The organism is Blastococcus sp. VKM Ac-2987, assembly GCF_026967805.1.
Lineage (GTDB): Bacteria > Actinomycetota > Actinomycetes > Mycobacteriales > Geodermatophilaceae > Blastococcus.
Genome location: NZ_JAPVBG010000003.1, coordinates 615,119 through 628,704, shown reverse-complemented (window position 1 = coordinate 628,704; position 13,586 = coordinate 615,119). Strand labels below are relative to the sequence as shown.

Below are 13,586 nucleotides of genomic sequence, written 5' to 3'. Positions count from 1 at the left end.
CGCGGGCCCGGTGATTCCCCGGGCGCCGGCCGGCGGCGGGCGCGTCAGGAGCCGGACGCGCCGAGGACCTCGACGAGGGTGAGCCGGCCCGCCGCCTCCCGGTCGGCCACGGACACCTGCGCGCCCCCCGCGCCGTCGCCGGTGCGGTCGAGGGTGCCCCGCAGCTCGGCCCACCGCGCGACGTGCCGCCGCATGCGGCGGGCGGAGATCCGCCGTCCGCGGGCGTGCTGGCCGCCCACGGCCACCTCCGGGGTCACGTCCAGGAGCACCAGCCGCACCGGCCGGCCGGCGCGACGGGCCGTCCGCAGCACCGTCGCCCGCCAGGTCCGGCTGGTCCAAGGGTCGGTGAGGACGACGACCGGCGCCTCCCCGGCGATCCGCCGCAGCACCCGCCGGCGGTGCGCCAGGTGCACCGCCGGGCGGAGCAGCCGGTAGGGCAGGCGCAGCCCGGCTCCGCGCAGCCGTTCGGCCACCTGCTCGGAGTCCACGCCGGCCAGGCCCGGGTTCCCGGCGGACAGCCGCCGCAGCAGCGTCGTCTTGCCGCTGCCGGGCAGCCCCGCGAGGACGACGAGGACGCGCCCGGTCGCCGGTGCGCTCCCGCGCTCGGTGCCGGGGCGGCCCCGGGTCGGTGCGATCGTCATGCGCTCCGCCTCCGTCGGTCGGTCCCGACGGTGCGCGCCGATCCTCCGGCCGACGTGTGCGCCGGCTGGGGATCTGCTGGATGCCGCCGACGGCCGCATCCCCGGGGCCGTGCGCGGCTCAGCCCGCGGGCGGCACCACCCGGTCCAGCCAGGCCAGCAGGTCGGCGACGACCTCGTCGCGGTTGGTCTCGTTGAAGACCTCGTGCCGCGCGTCCTCGTACACGGCGAGGGTGACGTCGGTCAGCCCGGTGCCGCGCAGCCGCTGGACCAGGCCGTGCACCAGGGCGAGCTGCCCGGTGACCGGGTCCTGGTCGCCGACCGCGACGTAGACCGGCAGGTCGGTGCGCAGCCCGGCCAGCCGCTCGGGGTCGGCCACCTGCCGCGCGGAGACGAACATCTGCCGGCTGTCGGTGGCGGTGAGCCCGAACCCGCAGCGCGGGTCGGCGACGTAGGCGTCGACCTCGGCCTCGTCGCGGGAGAGCCAGTCGTACTCGGTGCGGGCCGGCTCGAACGCGGCGTTGAAGGCGGAGAGGTCCGTCGGCCCGTCGAGGTCCATGGCCGGTTCCAGCAGGTCCAGCGCGGCGGTGCCGGTGAGCACCAGGCCGGCCAGGTCGGCGGAGTGGTCGAGGACGTGCTGCTGGGCGGCGAAGGAGCCCATGCTGTGGCCGAGCAGCACCAGCGGGACATCGGGCAGGTCGGCGCGCACGTGCGCGCTCAGCCGGCCGATGTCGCGCACCAGCTCGTCCCAGCCGCCGGGACCGAGGTCGCCCCAGCGGCCGTCCTGCGCAGTGGCACCGTGCCCCCGGTGGTCCTGCCCCACGACCACCCAGCCCGCGCCGGTCAGCGCCGCGGCCAGGCGCTCGTAGCGGAGCAGGTGCTCGCCCATCCCGTGGGTGAGCTGGAGGATGCCGCGCACCGGGCCGGCGGGGTCCCACCGGTAGGCCGTGACACGGACGTCGGAGGCGGAGTCGATCGAGAGGGTCTGATCCGGCATGCCGGGAGGCTACGGGCGACCCGGTCCCGGGGGGACCCCGGGAACGACGCAGCGGCGCCACCCCCCGCCGACCGGGTGCGGCGCCGCTGCGCGGCCGGCCGGGGTCAGTCGTCCCAGCGGTGCCCCCAGCCGTGGCCGCGGCCGGGATGCGTGCGCTCGATCCACTCGGAGACCCGCGCCTCGACGTCGGCCAGCCGCTCGTCGGCCTCCTCCTGGGTGAGCCGCCCCTCCTCGACGGCCTCGGCGATCCGCTCCTCGGCCGCCTGCACCAGGGCGTCGACGAGCGCGTCGGTGGTCACGCCCTGCTCCTCGGCGACGTCGGCGAGGCTGGTCCCCGCGGGCTCCAGCGCCGTGCGGAGCTCCTCCTCGGTCAGCCCGAGCGCGTCGGCCGCGACCGACAGGCCCGGCCACCCGCCCCCGCGGTGCCAGCTCCCGTGGTGCCAGCCACGGTCGGCGAGACCGCTCTCGGCGAGCGTGCCGGCCACCTCGTCGGCCTGCTCCTGGGTGATCGAGCCGTCGGAGACCAGGCCGGACAGGGCGTCCCGGATGCGGTCGGCGGCGGTGGTGGCCGCCTCGGCCGTCGCGTCCGGGGCGGCGAGCGCCGGGACGGCGACGGCCAGGCAGGACAGGCTCAGCGCACCGGCGGCGACGCCGATGGCGATCTTCTTCCTCACGGTGGTCCTCCTCCGCGGCCGGCCCCTCCGACCGTCGCCGTCAGTGTCCCGCTGACAGCTGTGCGGCGTCTGTGAATCCGCTCCGAAACGGCCGTGCATCCGGCCGCGGCTCCCCACGGACGACGTCCAGCCGCCGTCCAGCCGGGTCACAGCAGACAGGTGGACCGTGGCCGCATGGACGACCACGCCGCCCGCGGCCGGGCACCCGGGTCCCGCGGGCGGGACCGGCAGGCGGCTCCGCGGCGCACCGCCCTCGCGGTGCTCCTGGGCGCGGCCCTGGTCCCGGTGGCCGCGCTGACGCTGGCCCCGGAGGGTGCCGGCTGGTCGTGGGGGTCACCGGCCGTGGAGCTGCGGTGGTACCTCACCGGCCTCGACTCCCCGGCCACGGTGCGGCAGCTGCTGGGCAACCTGGCTCTGCTGGTCGTCCCCGCCGTCCTCGCGGTGCTCCGGTGGCCCGCGCTGGGCCGGCCGGACCGCCTGCTCCTGACCGCCGCGGCCACCGGCACCGGCATCGAGCTGCTCCAGTGGTTGCTCCCGCTCGGCCGCGTGGTGTCCCCGCTGGACGCCGCGCTCAACGCCGCCGGAGCCGTCGCCGCCGGGCTGCTGGTGGCCGCCGGCACCGCCGGCCGGTCGCGCGGCCGGGTCCCCGGGCCCGCCGGCGTGCCGGGGTGAACCGCCCCGGCCGCGGGTTCAGGCGTCGACCGCCTCGTGGGTGTTGACCCCGGGGATCCGGCGCACCGAGCCCCAGCCGAACCGGGCCCACGCCACCAGCAGCGCGGCGCCGGCGAGCGAGCCGAGCGCGTCGCGGACCAGGTCACCGTTGGTGTCGTCGTTGCCCTCGGACAACTCGGTGCCGAACCAGGCGTCGGACCGCCACTCGTAGATCTCCCACAGCGCCCCGATCGTGACGCCGAGCGCCGCCGTCACGACGGCCATGCCGACGTAGTGCCGCAGGTGCGTCTCGTCCCGTGGGTCGGGGACGACGTCGAGCCGGGCCAGCGCGATGTAGACGACCGGCGCGGTGAGCATGGGCAGCGAGAAGTGCACGAGGTCGTCGAACCGGACGAACCGGTCGTAGAGCCCCCACACCTCGCCGAACCCCTGCAGCGCCATGCCGAGGGTCACCGACAGGTCGTAGACCCGCGGCAGGTTCACCAGCCGCGCGACGAGCGTGACCGCCCCCATGACGGCGAGCACCGCGGCCGAGCCGGCGTCCCCGGCGACGGCGTACCAGACGGCCCCGCCCAGCAGCACCAGCCGCAGCACGTCGATGCCGTCCCGGACGACCGGCGTCCAGTCCCCGAGCAGGAGCCTCCGCGTGTCCACGCCGGTACCCGGACCGCTCAGCCGGACTCGGCGATCCGCTTGATCGCCGCGAGCGTGACGGGGATGCCCTCGTGGGCCTGGCGGGTCCGCTCGGCGATCTGCTCCTGGGCCGCGTCGCCGTAGCGCTCGGCGAAGAAGGCCAGCCCGCCGGGGAGGAACTCCCACGACTCGGTGAGCTCCGTCCCGCCGTCGACGGGGGCGAGCGTGAAGCTCCAGTGCACCAGGGAGCCGCCGACGATCCAGCCGAACTCCCGGCCCCGGTCGGCCGCGACCACCTGCGAGCGCGTCTCCCAGGTCCGCTCCGGCGTGACGTTGCGGCCGCTGAACCAGTCGCCGACCTCCCCCGAGGCGCCCTCGTCCCACCAGCAGGCGGCGCAGACCGGGCTCCACTCGCCGGTGCGGGGAACGTCGGAGACCAGGTCGTAGAGGTCCTCCGGGGACGTCGCGACGGTGATCGACCCGGAGTGACGTAGCTCGCGCACGCCCGCAGTGTCGCAGCCACCGCTCCCGACCGGCCCTCCGCCCGGGGACGGCGGCCACCGGGCTTCCCCGGATGCCGCGGGACAGGGAGGTGCTGCGCACGTGGACGGCGGCCCCGAGTCGCCCCGCACGGGTCCCCCGACGCCGGACCTAGCGTCGATGGTCGCCCCCCTTAATGAGAACGATTGTCGTTCCTATACGGTCGGGCTCCCATCGACCTCACGAGGAGCCCCCATGCGTTCCCCCCTGTCCCCCGCGCTGCGAGCCGCCGCGCTGACCACGGTGCTGCCGCTCGCGCTCGCGACCGGATGCGCGGCGTCCGACGGCACCGACGCCACGGCGGCGACCCCCACGAGCTCCACCCCGTCGGCCGGACCGACGGGGACCGCCGAGGAGAGCGAGGCGTCCGCGCCGACCGAGGTCGGGGGCAGCGCGCCCCGGCTGGCGCTCACCTACGACGGCGGCGTCCAGGTCCTCGATGCGACGACGCTCGAGGTGCTGGCCGACGAGCCGCTGGAGGGCTTCAACCGGCTCAACCCCGCCGGCGACGGCCGGCACTTCCTGGTGTCCACCTCGGGCGGCTTCCGCCTGCTCGACGGCGGGGCCTGGGGCGAGCCGCACGGCGACCACGACCACTACTACACCGCCGATCCCGAGCTGACCGACGTGCTGTTCGCGGCGGAGAAGCCGGCGCACGTGGTGGCGCACGCCGGCCGGACGGTCCTCTTCGACGACGGGACCGGCGACGTGACCGCGTTCGACAGCGCCGACATCGCCGACCCCGACCGGGAGGTGCTCGAGTTCTCCACGTCCGCTCCGCACCACGGCGTGGCCGTCGAGCTCGCGGACGGCCGGATGCTCGTCTCCGACGGCACCGAGGAGGAGCGCAGCGGCATCCGCATCCTGGATGCCGACGGCGAGGAGATCACCGCCCGCGACGACTGCCCCTCCGTGCACGGCGAGGCCGTGGCTGCAGACGAGGCCGTCGTGATCGGCTGCCAGGACGGCGCCGTCCTCTACGCCGACGGCGAGCTCACCAAGATCCAGAGCCCGGACGAGTACGGCCGCATCGGCAACCAGTTCGGGACCGAGTCGTCGCCGATCGTGCTCGGCGACTACGAGCGCAGCGCGGAGGACCGCTCCAGCACCGTCGCGCTCCTCGACACCACGACCGCCTCGCTGCGACTGGTCGACCTGCCGGCGCCGTACTGGTACCGCTCCTTCGGCCGCGGCCCGAACGGCGAGGGCCTGGTGCTCACCTACGACGGCGCCCTCCAGGTGATCGACCCCGTCACCGGCACCGTCACCCGGTCCATCCCGGTGACCGGCGCATGGGAGGAGTCCGACGACTGGCAGGACCCGCACCCCAACGTCGTCGTGGTCGACGGCATGGCCTACGTGACCGACCCGGCCACCCAGCAGATCCACGCCGTGGACGTCGAGGCCGGCGAGGTGTGGAAGTCCGCGAGCCTGGACGTCACGCCGAACGAGCTCTCCGGCGTCTCCGGTGACGTCGAGGAGCACGCCGACCACGACCACGAGCACGACGGCGAGCAGGCGCACGACGACGAGCACGACGAGTGACCCGCCCAGGACGTCTGGGCGTATTCGCGCTGGCCGGCTGTCTCGGCTGCGGGCTCACCGGGTGCGGCGGCGACCAGGCCGGCGCCGCCGACGACGGCCGGGTGGACGTGGTGGTGAGCTCGTACCCGCTGGAGTACGTCGCGGCGGAGGTGGGCGGGGACCGCGTGGACGTCACGAACCTCGTCCCGGCCGGCGGGGACAGCCACGGGCTGGAACCCACGCCCCGCGACGTCATGACGCTGACCGAGGCCGACGTCGTCGTCCACCTCTCCGGCGCGCTCCAGCCGGCGATCGACGACGTGCTCGCCCAGCAGGAACCCGAGCACGTCGTGGACGCCACGGCGCTGGCCGACCACGGCGAGGATCCGCACTTCTGGCTCGATCCCGTGCGCCTGGCCCCACTGGGCACGCAGGTGGCCGACGAACTGGCGGTGGTCGACCCGGATCACGCGGACCGGTACGCCGAGCGGGCCGAGCGCCTCGCGGCGTCGCTCCAGGAGATGGACGAGGAGTACGCGACGGCGCTCGCCCCGTGCCGCGGGGCGACGCTGCTCGCCTCGCACGAGGCCTTCGGCTACCTGACCGAGCGGTACGGCCTGCGCCAGGTGGGGGTCGCCGGCCTCGACCCGCACGTCGAGGTCTCCCCGACCCGGTTGCGCCGGGTGGTCGACGACGTGCGCGACACCGGCGCGCGCACGATCTTCTTCGAGGCGGCGGCGGGGCTCGGCGTGGCGGAGACGCTCGCCGACGAACTGGGCCTCGCCACCGACGTGCTGCACCCCATCGAGCGGGTGGCCGACGAGGAGAGCTATCCCGGCCTGATGACGGCGAACCTCGCCGCCCTGCGCCGCGGGCTCGTCTGCACCGGCTGATCGGCGTCGCGGAGCAGCGTCTGGGCGCTGTGGCCACTTCGGGACTCGCTCTGCACCCACGCCCGACGCCGCCCGGTCCGCGCCACCGCAGGGGTGAGCGCGGGCCGGCCGCGGGTATGCGCGCCGCGTGGAGACGCTGCTGGAAGAAGTCGTCAACGTCCTCGTCGTCATCGTCGAGGCGTGCGGCGCCGCGGTCATCATCATCGGCGCCGTCTACGCGTTCCTCCGGTTCCTCTGGGCGGGATTGCGGCACCGCGGGGCCGCGGGCTTCGTGCCGGTCCGGTTGACGCTGGGGCGCTTCCTGGCCCTGGGCCTGGAGTTCCAGCTCGCCAGCGACGTCCTGCGCACCGCCGTGGCGCCCAGCTGGGAGGAGATCGGGCAGCTCGCCGCCATCGCCGCCATCCGGACGGTGCTGAACTACTTCCTGGGCAAGGAGATCGCCGAGGAACGCCGCCAGGTCGAGGAGGACCGCGACCGGGACCGGCCGTCCGGCACCTCGTCGTCGGACGAGAAGGACCGGGATGCGTCGTCGTCGCGCTCCGGGCAGGCGGGGTGAGCTCGACGCTGGCCGCCGTCACCGGGACCGCCGCGCAGTTCGTCGCCGGAGTCGCGGTCGTCAGCGGCCTGGTTGCCCTGGCCGCCACCCGCCGCCCGGCGCTGGCGCTCGGCATCCTGCTGGACCTGCTGGTCGCCGCCGGCCTGCTCCGGCTGGCCGGGGACCCCAGCTGGCAGGCGATCGCCACCACGGCCGTCGTCATCGCGCTGCGCCACCTGGTGGGTTACGGCCTGCGGACAGGGGCGCGCTCCTGGGAGGAGGGCCGCAGCCCCCGGCCCCCGCGGCCGGCCCGGCGGTACGACGAGACCGCCCGCCGGCTCCTCCACCCCGCCTGGCGGCAGTGACGGCGGGCGGGCGTCAGGCCCGGCCCGCCTCGGCGGCGGCCGGCGTCTCCCCGCCCTCCAGGTCCCCCTCGGTGTCCAGGTAGGCCTGCTGCAGCTCGGCGAGCAGCGCCGGGTCCGGCTCGGCCCACATCTTCCGGTCCACGGCCTCGAGCAGCCGCTCGGCGATGCCGTGCAGCGCCCAGGGGTTGGACTGCTCCATGAACTCCCGGTTCTCCGGGTCCAGCACGTAGCTCTGGGCCAGCTTCTCGTACATCCAGTCGGCGACCACGCCGGTGGTGGCGTCGTAGCCGAACAGGTAGTCGACGGTCGCGGCCATCTCGAATGCGCCCTTGTAGCCGTGCCGGCGCATCGCGGCCAGCCACTTGGGGTTGACCACCCGGGCCCGGAACACCCGGGAGGTCTCCTCGACCAGCGAGCGGGTGCGCACGTGCTCGGGCCGGGTCGAGTCGCCGATGTAGGCCTTCGGCGAGCTACCGGTCAGCGCGCGCACCGTGGCGACCATCCCGCCGTGGTACTGGAAGTAGTCGTCGGAGTCGGCGATGTCGTGCTCGCGGGTGTCGATGTTCTTGGCCGCCACCGCGATCCGCCGGTAGGCGGTCTCCATGTCCGGGCGGGCCTGCACGCCGTCGAGGTCCCGGCCGTAGGCGTAGCCGCCCCACACCGCGTAGACCTCGGCCAGATCGGCGTCGGTGCGCCAGTCCCGGCTGTCGATGAGCGACAGCAGCCCGGCCCCGTACGCACCGGGCTTGGACCCGAACACCCGGGTGGTGGCGCGGCGGCGGTCCCCGTGCTCGGCGATGTCGGCCTCGACGTGGGCGCGGACGTAGTTCTGCTCCGGGCTCTCGTCCAGCCCCGCCGCCAGGGTGACGGCGTCGTCGAGCATGGTCACCACGTGCGGGAAGGCGTCCCGGAAGAACCCGGAGATGCGCACCGTGACGTCGATCCGCGGCCGGCCCAGCTCGGCGAGCGGGATCGGCTCGAGCGTGGTGACCCGGCGGGAGGCCTCGTCCCAGACCGGGCGGACGCCGAGCAGCGCCAGCACCTGGGCGACGTCGTCGCCGGAGGTGCGCATCGCCGAGGTGCCCCACACCGAGAGCCCCACCGAGCGCGGGTGCTCCCCGGTCTCGGTGACGTACCGCTCGACCAGCGACTCGGCCAGCCCCTGCCCGGTCTCCCAGGCCAGCCGGGAGGGCACCGCGCGCGGGTCGACGGAGTAGAAGTTGCGCCCGGTCGGCAGCACGTTGACCAGCCCGCGCAGCGGCGAGCCCGATGGTCCGGCCGGCACGTAGCCGCCGTCCAGGGCGTGCAGGGCCATGTCGATCTCGTCGGTCGTCCTCGCCAGGCGCGGCACCACCTCGGTGACGGCGAAGTCGAGCACCTTCGAGACCTCCGCGTGCGGCCCGCCCAGCACGCGCTCGACGACGGCGGGCACCGCACCGGGTGCCCAGCCGGCCTCCTCCATGGCGGTGACCAGGGCGAGCGCCCGGGCCTCGACCTCGTCGGTCTCGTGCAGCCCGGCCGAGCCGTCCTCCACCAGGCCGAGCGCCTCGCGCAGGCCGGGCATGGCGACCGAGCCGCCCCAGATCTGCCGGGCCCGCAGGATGGCCAGCACCAGGCCCACGCGCGCGTCGCCCTCCGGCGGGGAGCCGAAGACGTGCAGCCCGTCGCGGATCTGGCTGTCCTTGATGGCACACAGCCAGCCGTCGACGTGCAGGATCATTTCGTCGAACTCGGCGTCGTGCGGCCGGTCGTCCAGGCCCAGGTCGTGGTCGAGCTTGGCGGCCTGGATCAGCGTCCAGATCTGCTGCCGGACGGCGGGCAGCTTGGGCGGGTCCATCGCGGCGATGTTGGCGTGCTCGTCGAGCAGCTGCTCCAGCCGCGCGATGTCGCCGTAGGTGTCAGCGCGGGCCATCGGCGGGACCATGTGGTCGACCAGCACCGCGTGCGCGCGGCGCTTGGCCTGCGAGCCCTCGCCCGGGTCGTTGACCAGGAACGGGTAGACCATCGGCAGGTCGCCCAGGGCGGCGTCCGGCGCGCAGGACGCGGACAGCCCGACAGTCTTGCCGGGCATCCACTCCAGGTTGCCGTGCTTGCCCACGTGCACGACCGCGTGCGCGCCGAAGGACGAGCGCAGCCAGTGGTAGGCGGCCAGGTAGTGGTGGGACGGCGGCAGGTCGGGGTCGTGGTAGATCGCGATCGGGTTCTCCCCGAAGCCGCGCGGCGGCTGGACCATCACCACGACGTTGCCGGCGCGCAGCGCGGCGAACACGATGCAGTCGTCGGTCGGGTCCACGAAGAGCTCACCGGGCGGCGGACCCCAGTGCTCCACCATCCGGTCGGTCAGCTCGGCGGGGAGCGTGTCGAAGAACCGGCGGTACTCGGCGGCCGGGATGCGGACCGGGTTGCCGGACAGCTGTTCCTGGGTCAGCCAGTCCGGGTCCTGGCCGCCGGCCTCGATGAGGGCGTGCACCAGTGCGTCGCCGTCCAGGTCGGCGACGCCGGGCAGCGAGCCCGCGCCGTCGAACGGGCCGATGTCGTAGCCCTGCCCGGCCATCGCGGCCAGCAGCCGGACCACCGAAGCGGGCGTGTCCAGGCCCACCGCGTTGCCGATCCGGGAGTGCTTGGTCGGGTACGCCGACAGCATCACCACGATCTTCCGGTCCGCCGGCGCGGTGTGCCGGAGCCGGGCGTGCGCGACGGCGGTGCCGGCCACCCGCGCGGCCCGCTCCGGGTCGGGCACGTAAGAGGTCAGCCCCTCGTCGTCGACCTCCTTGAAGGAGAACGGCACGCTGATGATCCGGCCGTCGAACTCGGGGATGGCGACCTGGTTCCCCACGTCCAGCGGGGAGAGGCCGTCGTCGTTGGCCGCCCAGGTCTCCCGCGGCGTCCCGAGCACCAGGCCCTGGATCACCGGGACGTCCAGCCGGGCCAGCTCGCCGACGTCCCAGGCACCGTCGTCCCCACCGGCCTGCGCGGTGGCGGGCTTCGAGCCGCCGGCCGCCAGCACGGTGACGACCATGGCGTCGACGGTGCGCAGCACGTCGAGCATCTCCGGGTCCACCGACCGCAGCGACGCGGTGTAGACCGGCACCGGCACGCCGCCGGCGGTCTCGATCGCCTCGCACAGCGTGTGCACGAAGGCGGTGTTCCCGGCCAGGTGGTGCGCCCGGTAGTAGAGGACGGCGACCCGCGGGCCGGTTGCGGTGTCCTCGCCGCCGTTCCGGACTCGCTCCGCTCCTCGGTCGCCGGCGCTCCCTGCGATGCTCACCCCCCCGTCACCGGCGGGGGCCGGGCGGTCCAGCAGGCCCCAGTCCGGTGCGACGGCCGGGGCCTCGAAGCCCTCGCCGTCCAGCAGCACGGTGTCGGCGAGGAAGCGGTGCAGCTGCACCATGTTCTCCGGACCGCCCTGGGCCAGGTAGGTGTGCGCCTCGGTGGCCACGCCCATCGGCACGGTCGAGAGCTCCATCAGCTCGGCGTCGGGCAGCTGCTCACCACCCAACACGACCACCGGCACGCCCAGGCCCAACAGGGGCGCGACCATGTCCTCGTACTTCCGGCGGGACCCCAGGATGCGGACCACGACGAGATCGGTACCGGCGGCGAACTCGGCGAGGTCGCCGGCGCGGTAGGGGTTGCCCAGCCGCCAGTCGGCGGTGCTCGACCGGGCCGACAGCAGGTCGGTGTCGGAGGTGGACAGCAGGGTGAAGGAGCGTGTGCTCACGGCAGTGCCTCCCTCGGGGTCCGCGCCCCGGGTCGTCGAGCACGGCAGCCGGAGTGTCTGGCTCGCCCGCGAGGGCTGACAGTGGCGGGACCGCACCGGATTCGCACCGGTTTCCTCGCTGGACTGCCGTGATTGACCGCAGACGCTACCGGGTGCCCCGGGGCGGGCCTCGGACGACAGGGCGGCCCCGGCCGCAGGACGTGCGGTCGGATGCGGGCCCCCGGCGGGTGACGGGCGTGCCCACCGGGCGGCGGTGCAGACGGTCGCATCCGCCCGGTGTGCCGGAGGGGAAGGAGGGGTACAGACCGGTTCTTCGAGGGAGTCGCCATGGCACTGCGTCCGCACCTCCACCGCACGCGAACCCGCACCGCACCCGACACCCCATCCGCCCCGCCGGGGCCGGCCGCCCCGTCCGAACGCGCCGGCGAGCCGGCGGGCTCCCGGGGGCTCGGCCCAGCCGGCTCCGAACGGCTCGAGCCCGCGAGGCCGCAGCGGCGGGACACCGAGGACGGCCCGGCCGGCAGCCGGGTGCCGGCCGTGCACCGGATCGGCGCGGTGGTCGTCGCCGCGGTGATCGCGGTGTTCGGCATCCTCGGCTTCGCCGACGGCCTGGACTTCTTCTCGACCGACGGCGAGCGGGTCCTGGGCCTGTCCTCGAACGGCCTGCTGTCGACCATCTCGGTGGTCACCGCCGCCGTGCTCATCGCCGCCGCGGTGCGCGGGCCGCGGATCGCCTCGACGGTGATGATCGTCGTCGGCGTGCTGTTCCTGATCTCCGCGCTGGCCAACCTCGCCGTGCTGGAGACCGACCTGAACTTCCTGGCCTTCCGCTTCGCCAACGTCGTCTTCTCGGTGGTCGCCGGTCTGGTCCTGCTGATCCTCGGCGCCTACGGCCGGGTGAGCGGGAACCTGCCGTCCGACAGCCCCTACGCCCACCCCTCCGGGAGCGAGGACGACGACTCCGACGACGGGTTCCCGTCCACCCCGGCCGAGTTCGCCGCCGAGCGGGCCATGCGGGACGCGGAGTTCGCGGTCGTGCAGCACACCGCCACCCCCGACCAGCAGCGCCGGGTGGCGGCCATGGCCGACGCACGGAGCCGGTCGGACCGCCGCCGGATCTGGATGTCCTTCGACGCCGGCGGGTCGGGCGCCACGAAGTAGCCTTCGGCGCCATGACCGTGCAGGCGCCCGCCCGCGACCGGGCGGACTCCTGCCCCGGCGCGCTGCAGACCCATCCGGCCGCCGACGGCGCGCTCGCCCGGGTGCGGGTACCCGGCGGTGCCCTCACGATCGCCCAGCTCCGGGTGCTCGCCGCCGCGGCGCGGGAGCTGGGCGACGGAGCGCTGGAGCTCACCAGCCGCGGCAACGTGCAGCTGCGAGGGCTGGCGCCGGGTGCGGAGACCGCGCTCGGCGACCGGCTGGCGGTGGCGGGGCTGCTCCCGAGCGCCACGCACGAGACGGCCCGCAACGTGCTGGCCAGCGTGCTCAGCGGCCGCGCGGGCGGGCTGCTGGACGTGCGCCCCTGGCCGCCGGGCTTCGACGCCGCGCTGTGCGCGGACCCCGCCCTCGCCGAGCTGCCCGGCCGCTTCCTCGCCGCGTTCGACGACGGCCGCGGCGACGTCGCGGGGCAGGCCCCGGACGTCGGTCTGCTCGCCCTCGACCCGGGCACCGTGGCGCTGCTCCTCGCCGGCGCCGACAGCGGCCTGCGCAGCACGCCGGCGGACGCCGTCCCGCTCGCGCTGGCGGCCACGCGCGCCTTCGTCGCCGAGCGCCGGGCGCAGGGCGGCTCCGCCTGGCGGGTGTCCGAGCTGGACGAGGGGCCGGCGCGGATCGCCGCCGCGATCGGCGGCCCCCGCTCCGCGCCCGTCGCCGTCCCCGCTGCACCCCCGCACGGGCCGGCCGGGGCGCTGCGGCAGGACGACGGGCGGACGGCGCTGGCCGCGGTCGTGCCGCTCGGCCGGCTGACGGCCGACCAGGCAGACCTCCTGGCGTCGGTCGCGGCGGACGGGGTCCAGCTCACGCCGTGGCGCAGCGTCGTCGTCCCCGACCTGCCGGACGCCGCGTCCGCCCGGGCCCTCGCCGCCGCGGGGCTCGTGCTCGACCCCGGCAGCGCCTGGCTGCGCGTGACCGCCTGCGCGGGTCGGCCGGGCTGCGCGAAGTCGCTGGCCGACGTGCGGTCCGACGCGACCCGTGCGGTCGCCGACGGGGCGCTGCCCGCGAGCGGCGCCCGGCAGCACTGGGCCGGCTGCGGCCGGCGCTGCGGCCGCCCCTCCGGCGAGGTCGTCGACGTGGTCGCGACCGGCAGCGGCTACCGGATCGACAGCTCCGGCTGACTTCTCCGGATGCTGCTGTGGCAGGCCCGGCTCGGGTCCGGCCGGCCGCCTCGCTCTCCCC

At 75.5% G+C, this 13,586-nt stretch carries 13 protein-coding genes and 1 riboswitch; of the genes, 7 read left to right on the top strand and 6 right to left on the bottom strand.

The features are described from left to right. Positions 1-44: 44 nt before the first annotated feature. The 3 genes from O2W17_RS18275 to O2W17_RS18265 form a co-directional block, all read right to left on the bottom strand. The gene (locus O2W17_RS18275; RefSeq protein ID WP_269193872.1) at positions 45-641 is read right to left on the bottom strand and encodes an AAA family ATPase; all 597 of its coding nucleotides are present in this window, start codon (positions 639-641) and stop codon (positions 45-47) included. Positions 642-759: 118 nt separating this feature from the next. Further along, positions 760-1,635, bottom strand: a complete 876-nt coding sequence (locus O2W17_RS18270; protein WP_269193871.1) for an alpha/beta fold hydrolase — start codon at positions 1,633-1,635, stop codon at positions 760-762. Between the two features lie 104 nt (positions 1,636-1,739). Continuing rightward, positions 1,740-2,309 (bottom strand): hypothetical protein, encoded by a 570-nt coding sequence (locus tag O2W17_RS18265; RefSeq protein WP_269193870.1) that lies wholly within the window; start codon positions 2,307-2,309, stop codon positions 1,740-1,742. A gap of 174 nt (positions 2,310-2,483) precedes the next feature. On the opposite strand from O2W17_RS18265, the gene O2W17_RS18260 reads away from it, so the two are divergent. Next, positions 2,484-2,981, top strand: a complete 498-nt coding sequence (locus tag O2W17_RS18260) for a VanZ family protein (protein WP_269193869.1) — start codon at positions 2,484-2,486, stop codon at positions 2,979-2,981. A gap of 18 nt (positions 2,982-2,999) precedes the next feature. Here O2W17_RS18260 and O2W17_RS18255 read toward each other — a convergent pair whose 3' ends face one another. Together O2W17_RS18255 and O2W17_RS18250 are read right to left on the bottom strand one after the other, a co-directional pair. Then, positions 3,000-3,635: a hypothetical protein gene (locus O2W17_RS18255; RefSeq protein WP_269193868.1), complete on the bottom strand. Its 636-nt coding sequence runs from the start codon at positions 3,633-3,635 to the stop codon at positions 3,000-3,002. Positions 3,636-3,652: 17 nt separating this feature from the next. Beyond that, complete coding sequence (locus O2W17_RS18250; protein ID WP_269193867.1) at positions 3,653-4,117, bottom strand: SRPBCC family protein; 465 nt, start codon at positions 4,115-4,117, stop codon at positions 3,653-3,655. Positions 4,118-4,349: 232 nt separating this feature from the next. Between O2W17_RS18250 and aztD the strand changes: the two genes are divergently transcribed. The 4 genes from aztD (at position 4,350) to O2W17_RS18230 (ending at position 7,471) form a co-directional block, all read left to right on the top strand. Beyond that, a complete protein-coding gene (gene aztD, locus O2W17_RS18245) occupies positions 4,350-5,699 on the top strand; it encodes a zinc metallochaperone AztD (protein ID WP_269193866.1) in 1,350 nt (449 codons plus the stop codon). Further along, positions 5,696-6,571, top strand: coding sequence for a metal ABC transporter substrate-binding protein (locus O2W17_RS18240; protein ID WP_269193865.1), 876 nt, complete (start codon positions 5,696-5,698; stop codon positions 6,569-6,571). The genes aztD and O2W17_RS18240 overlap by 4 nt, the downstream gene beginning before the upstream one ends. 127 nt (positions 6,572-6,698) lie before the next feature. After that, a complete protein-coding gene (locus tag O2W17_RS18235) occupies positions 6,699-7,127 on the top strand; it encodes a DUF1622 domain-containing protein (RefSeq protein WP_269193864.1) in 429 nt (142 codons plus the stop codon). Then, positions 7,124-7,471: a DUF1622 domain-containing protein gene (locus tag O2W17_RS18230; RefSeq protein WP_269193863.1), complete on the top strand. Its 348-nt coding sequence runs from the start codon at positions 7,124-7,126 to the stop codon at positions 7,469-7,471. Before O2W17_RS18235 ends, O2W17_RS18230 begins: the two co-directional genes overlap by 4 nt. 13 nt (positions 7,472-7,484) lie before the next feature. Here O2W17_RS18230 and cobN read toward each other — a convergent pair whose 3' ends face one another. Beyond that, positions 7,485-11,192: a cobaltochelatase subunit CobN gene (cobN, locus tag O2W17_RS18225; protein WP_269193862.1), complete on the bottom strand. Its 3,708-nt coding sequence runs from the start codon at positions 11,190-11,192 to the stop codon at positions 7,485-7,487. A gap of 29 nt (positions 11,193-11,221) precedes the next feature. Then, a riboswitch (cobalamin riboswitch) is annotated at positions 11,222-11,335 on the bottom strand. Positions 11,336-11,729: 394 nt separating this feature from the next. Here cobN and O2W17_RS18220 point away from each other — a divergent pair. Together O2W17_RS18220 and cobG are read left to right on the top strand one after the other, a co-directional pair. Beyond that, on the top strand, positions 11,730-12,353 hold the full coding sequence (locus O2W17_RS18220) for a DUF4383 domain-containing protein (protein WP_269193861.1): 624 nt from the start codon (positions 11,730-11,732) through the stop codon (positions 12,351-12,353). Positions 12,354-12,364: 11 nt separating this feature from the next. Further along, complete coding sequence (gene cobG, locus O2W17_RS18215) at positions 12,365-13,525, top strand: precorrin-3B synthase (protein ID WP_269193860.1); 1,161 nt, start codon at positions 12,365-12,367, stop codon at positions 13,523-13,525. Positions 13,526-13,586: the final 61 nt, after the last annotated feature.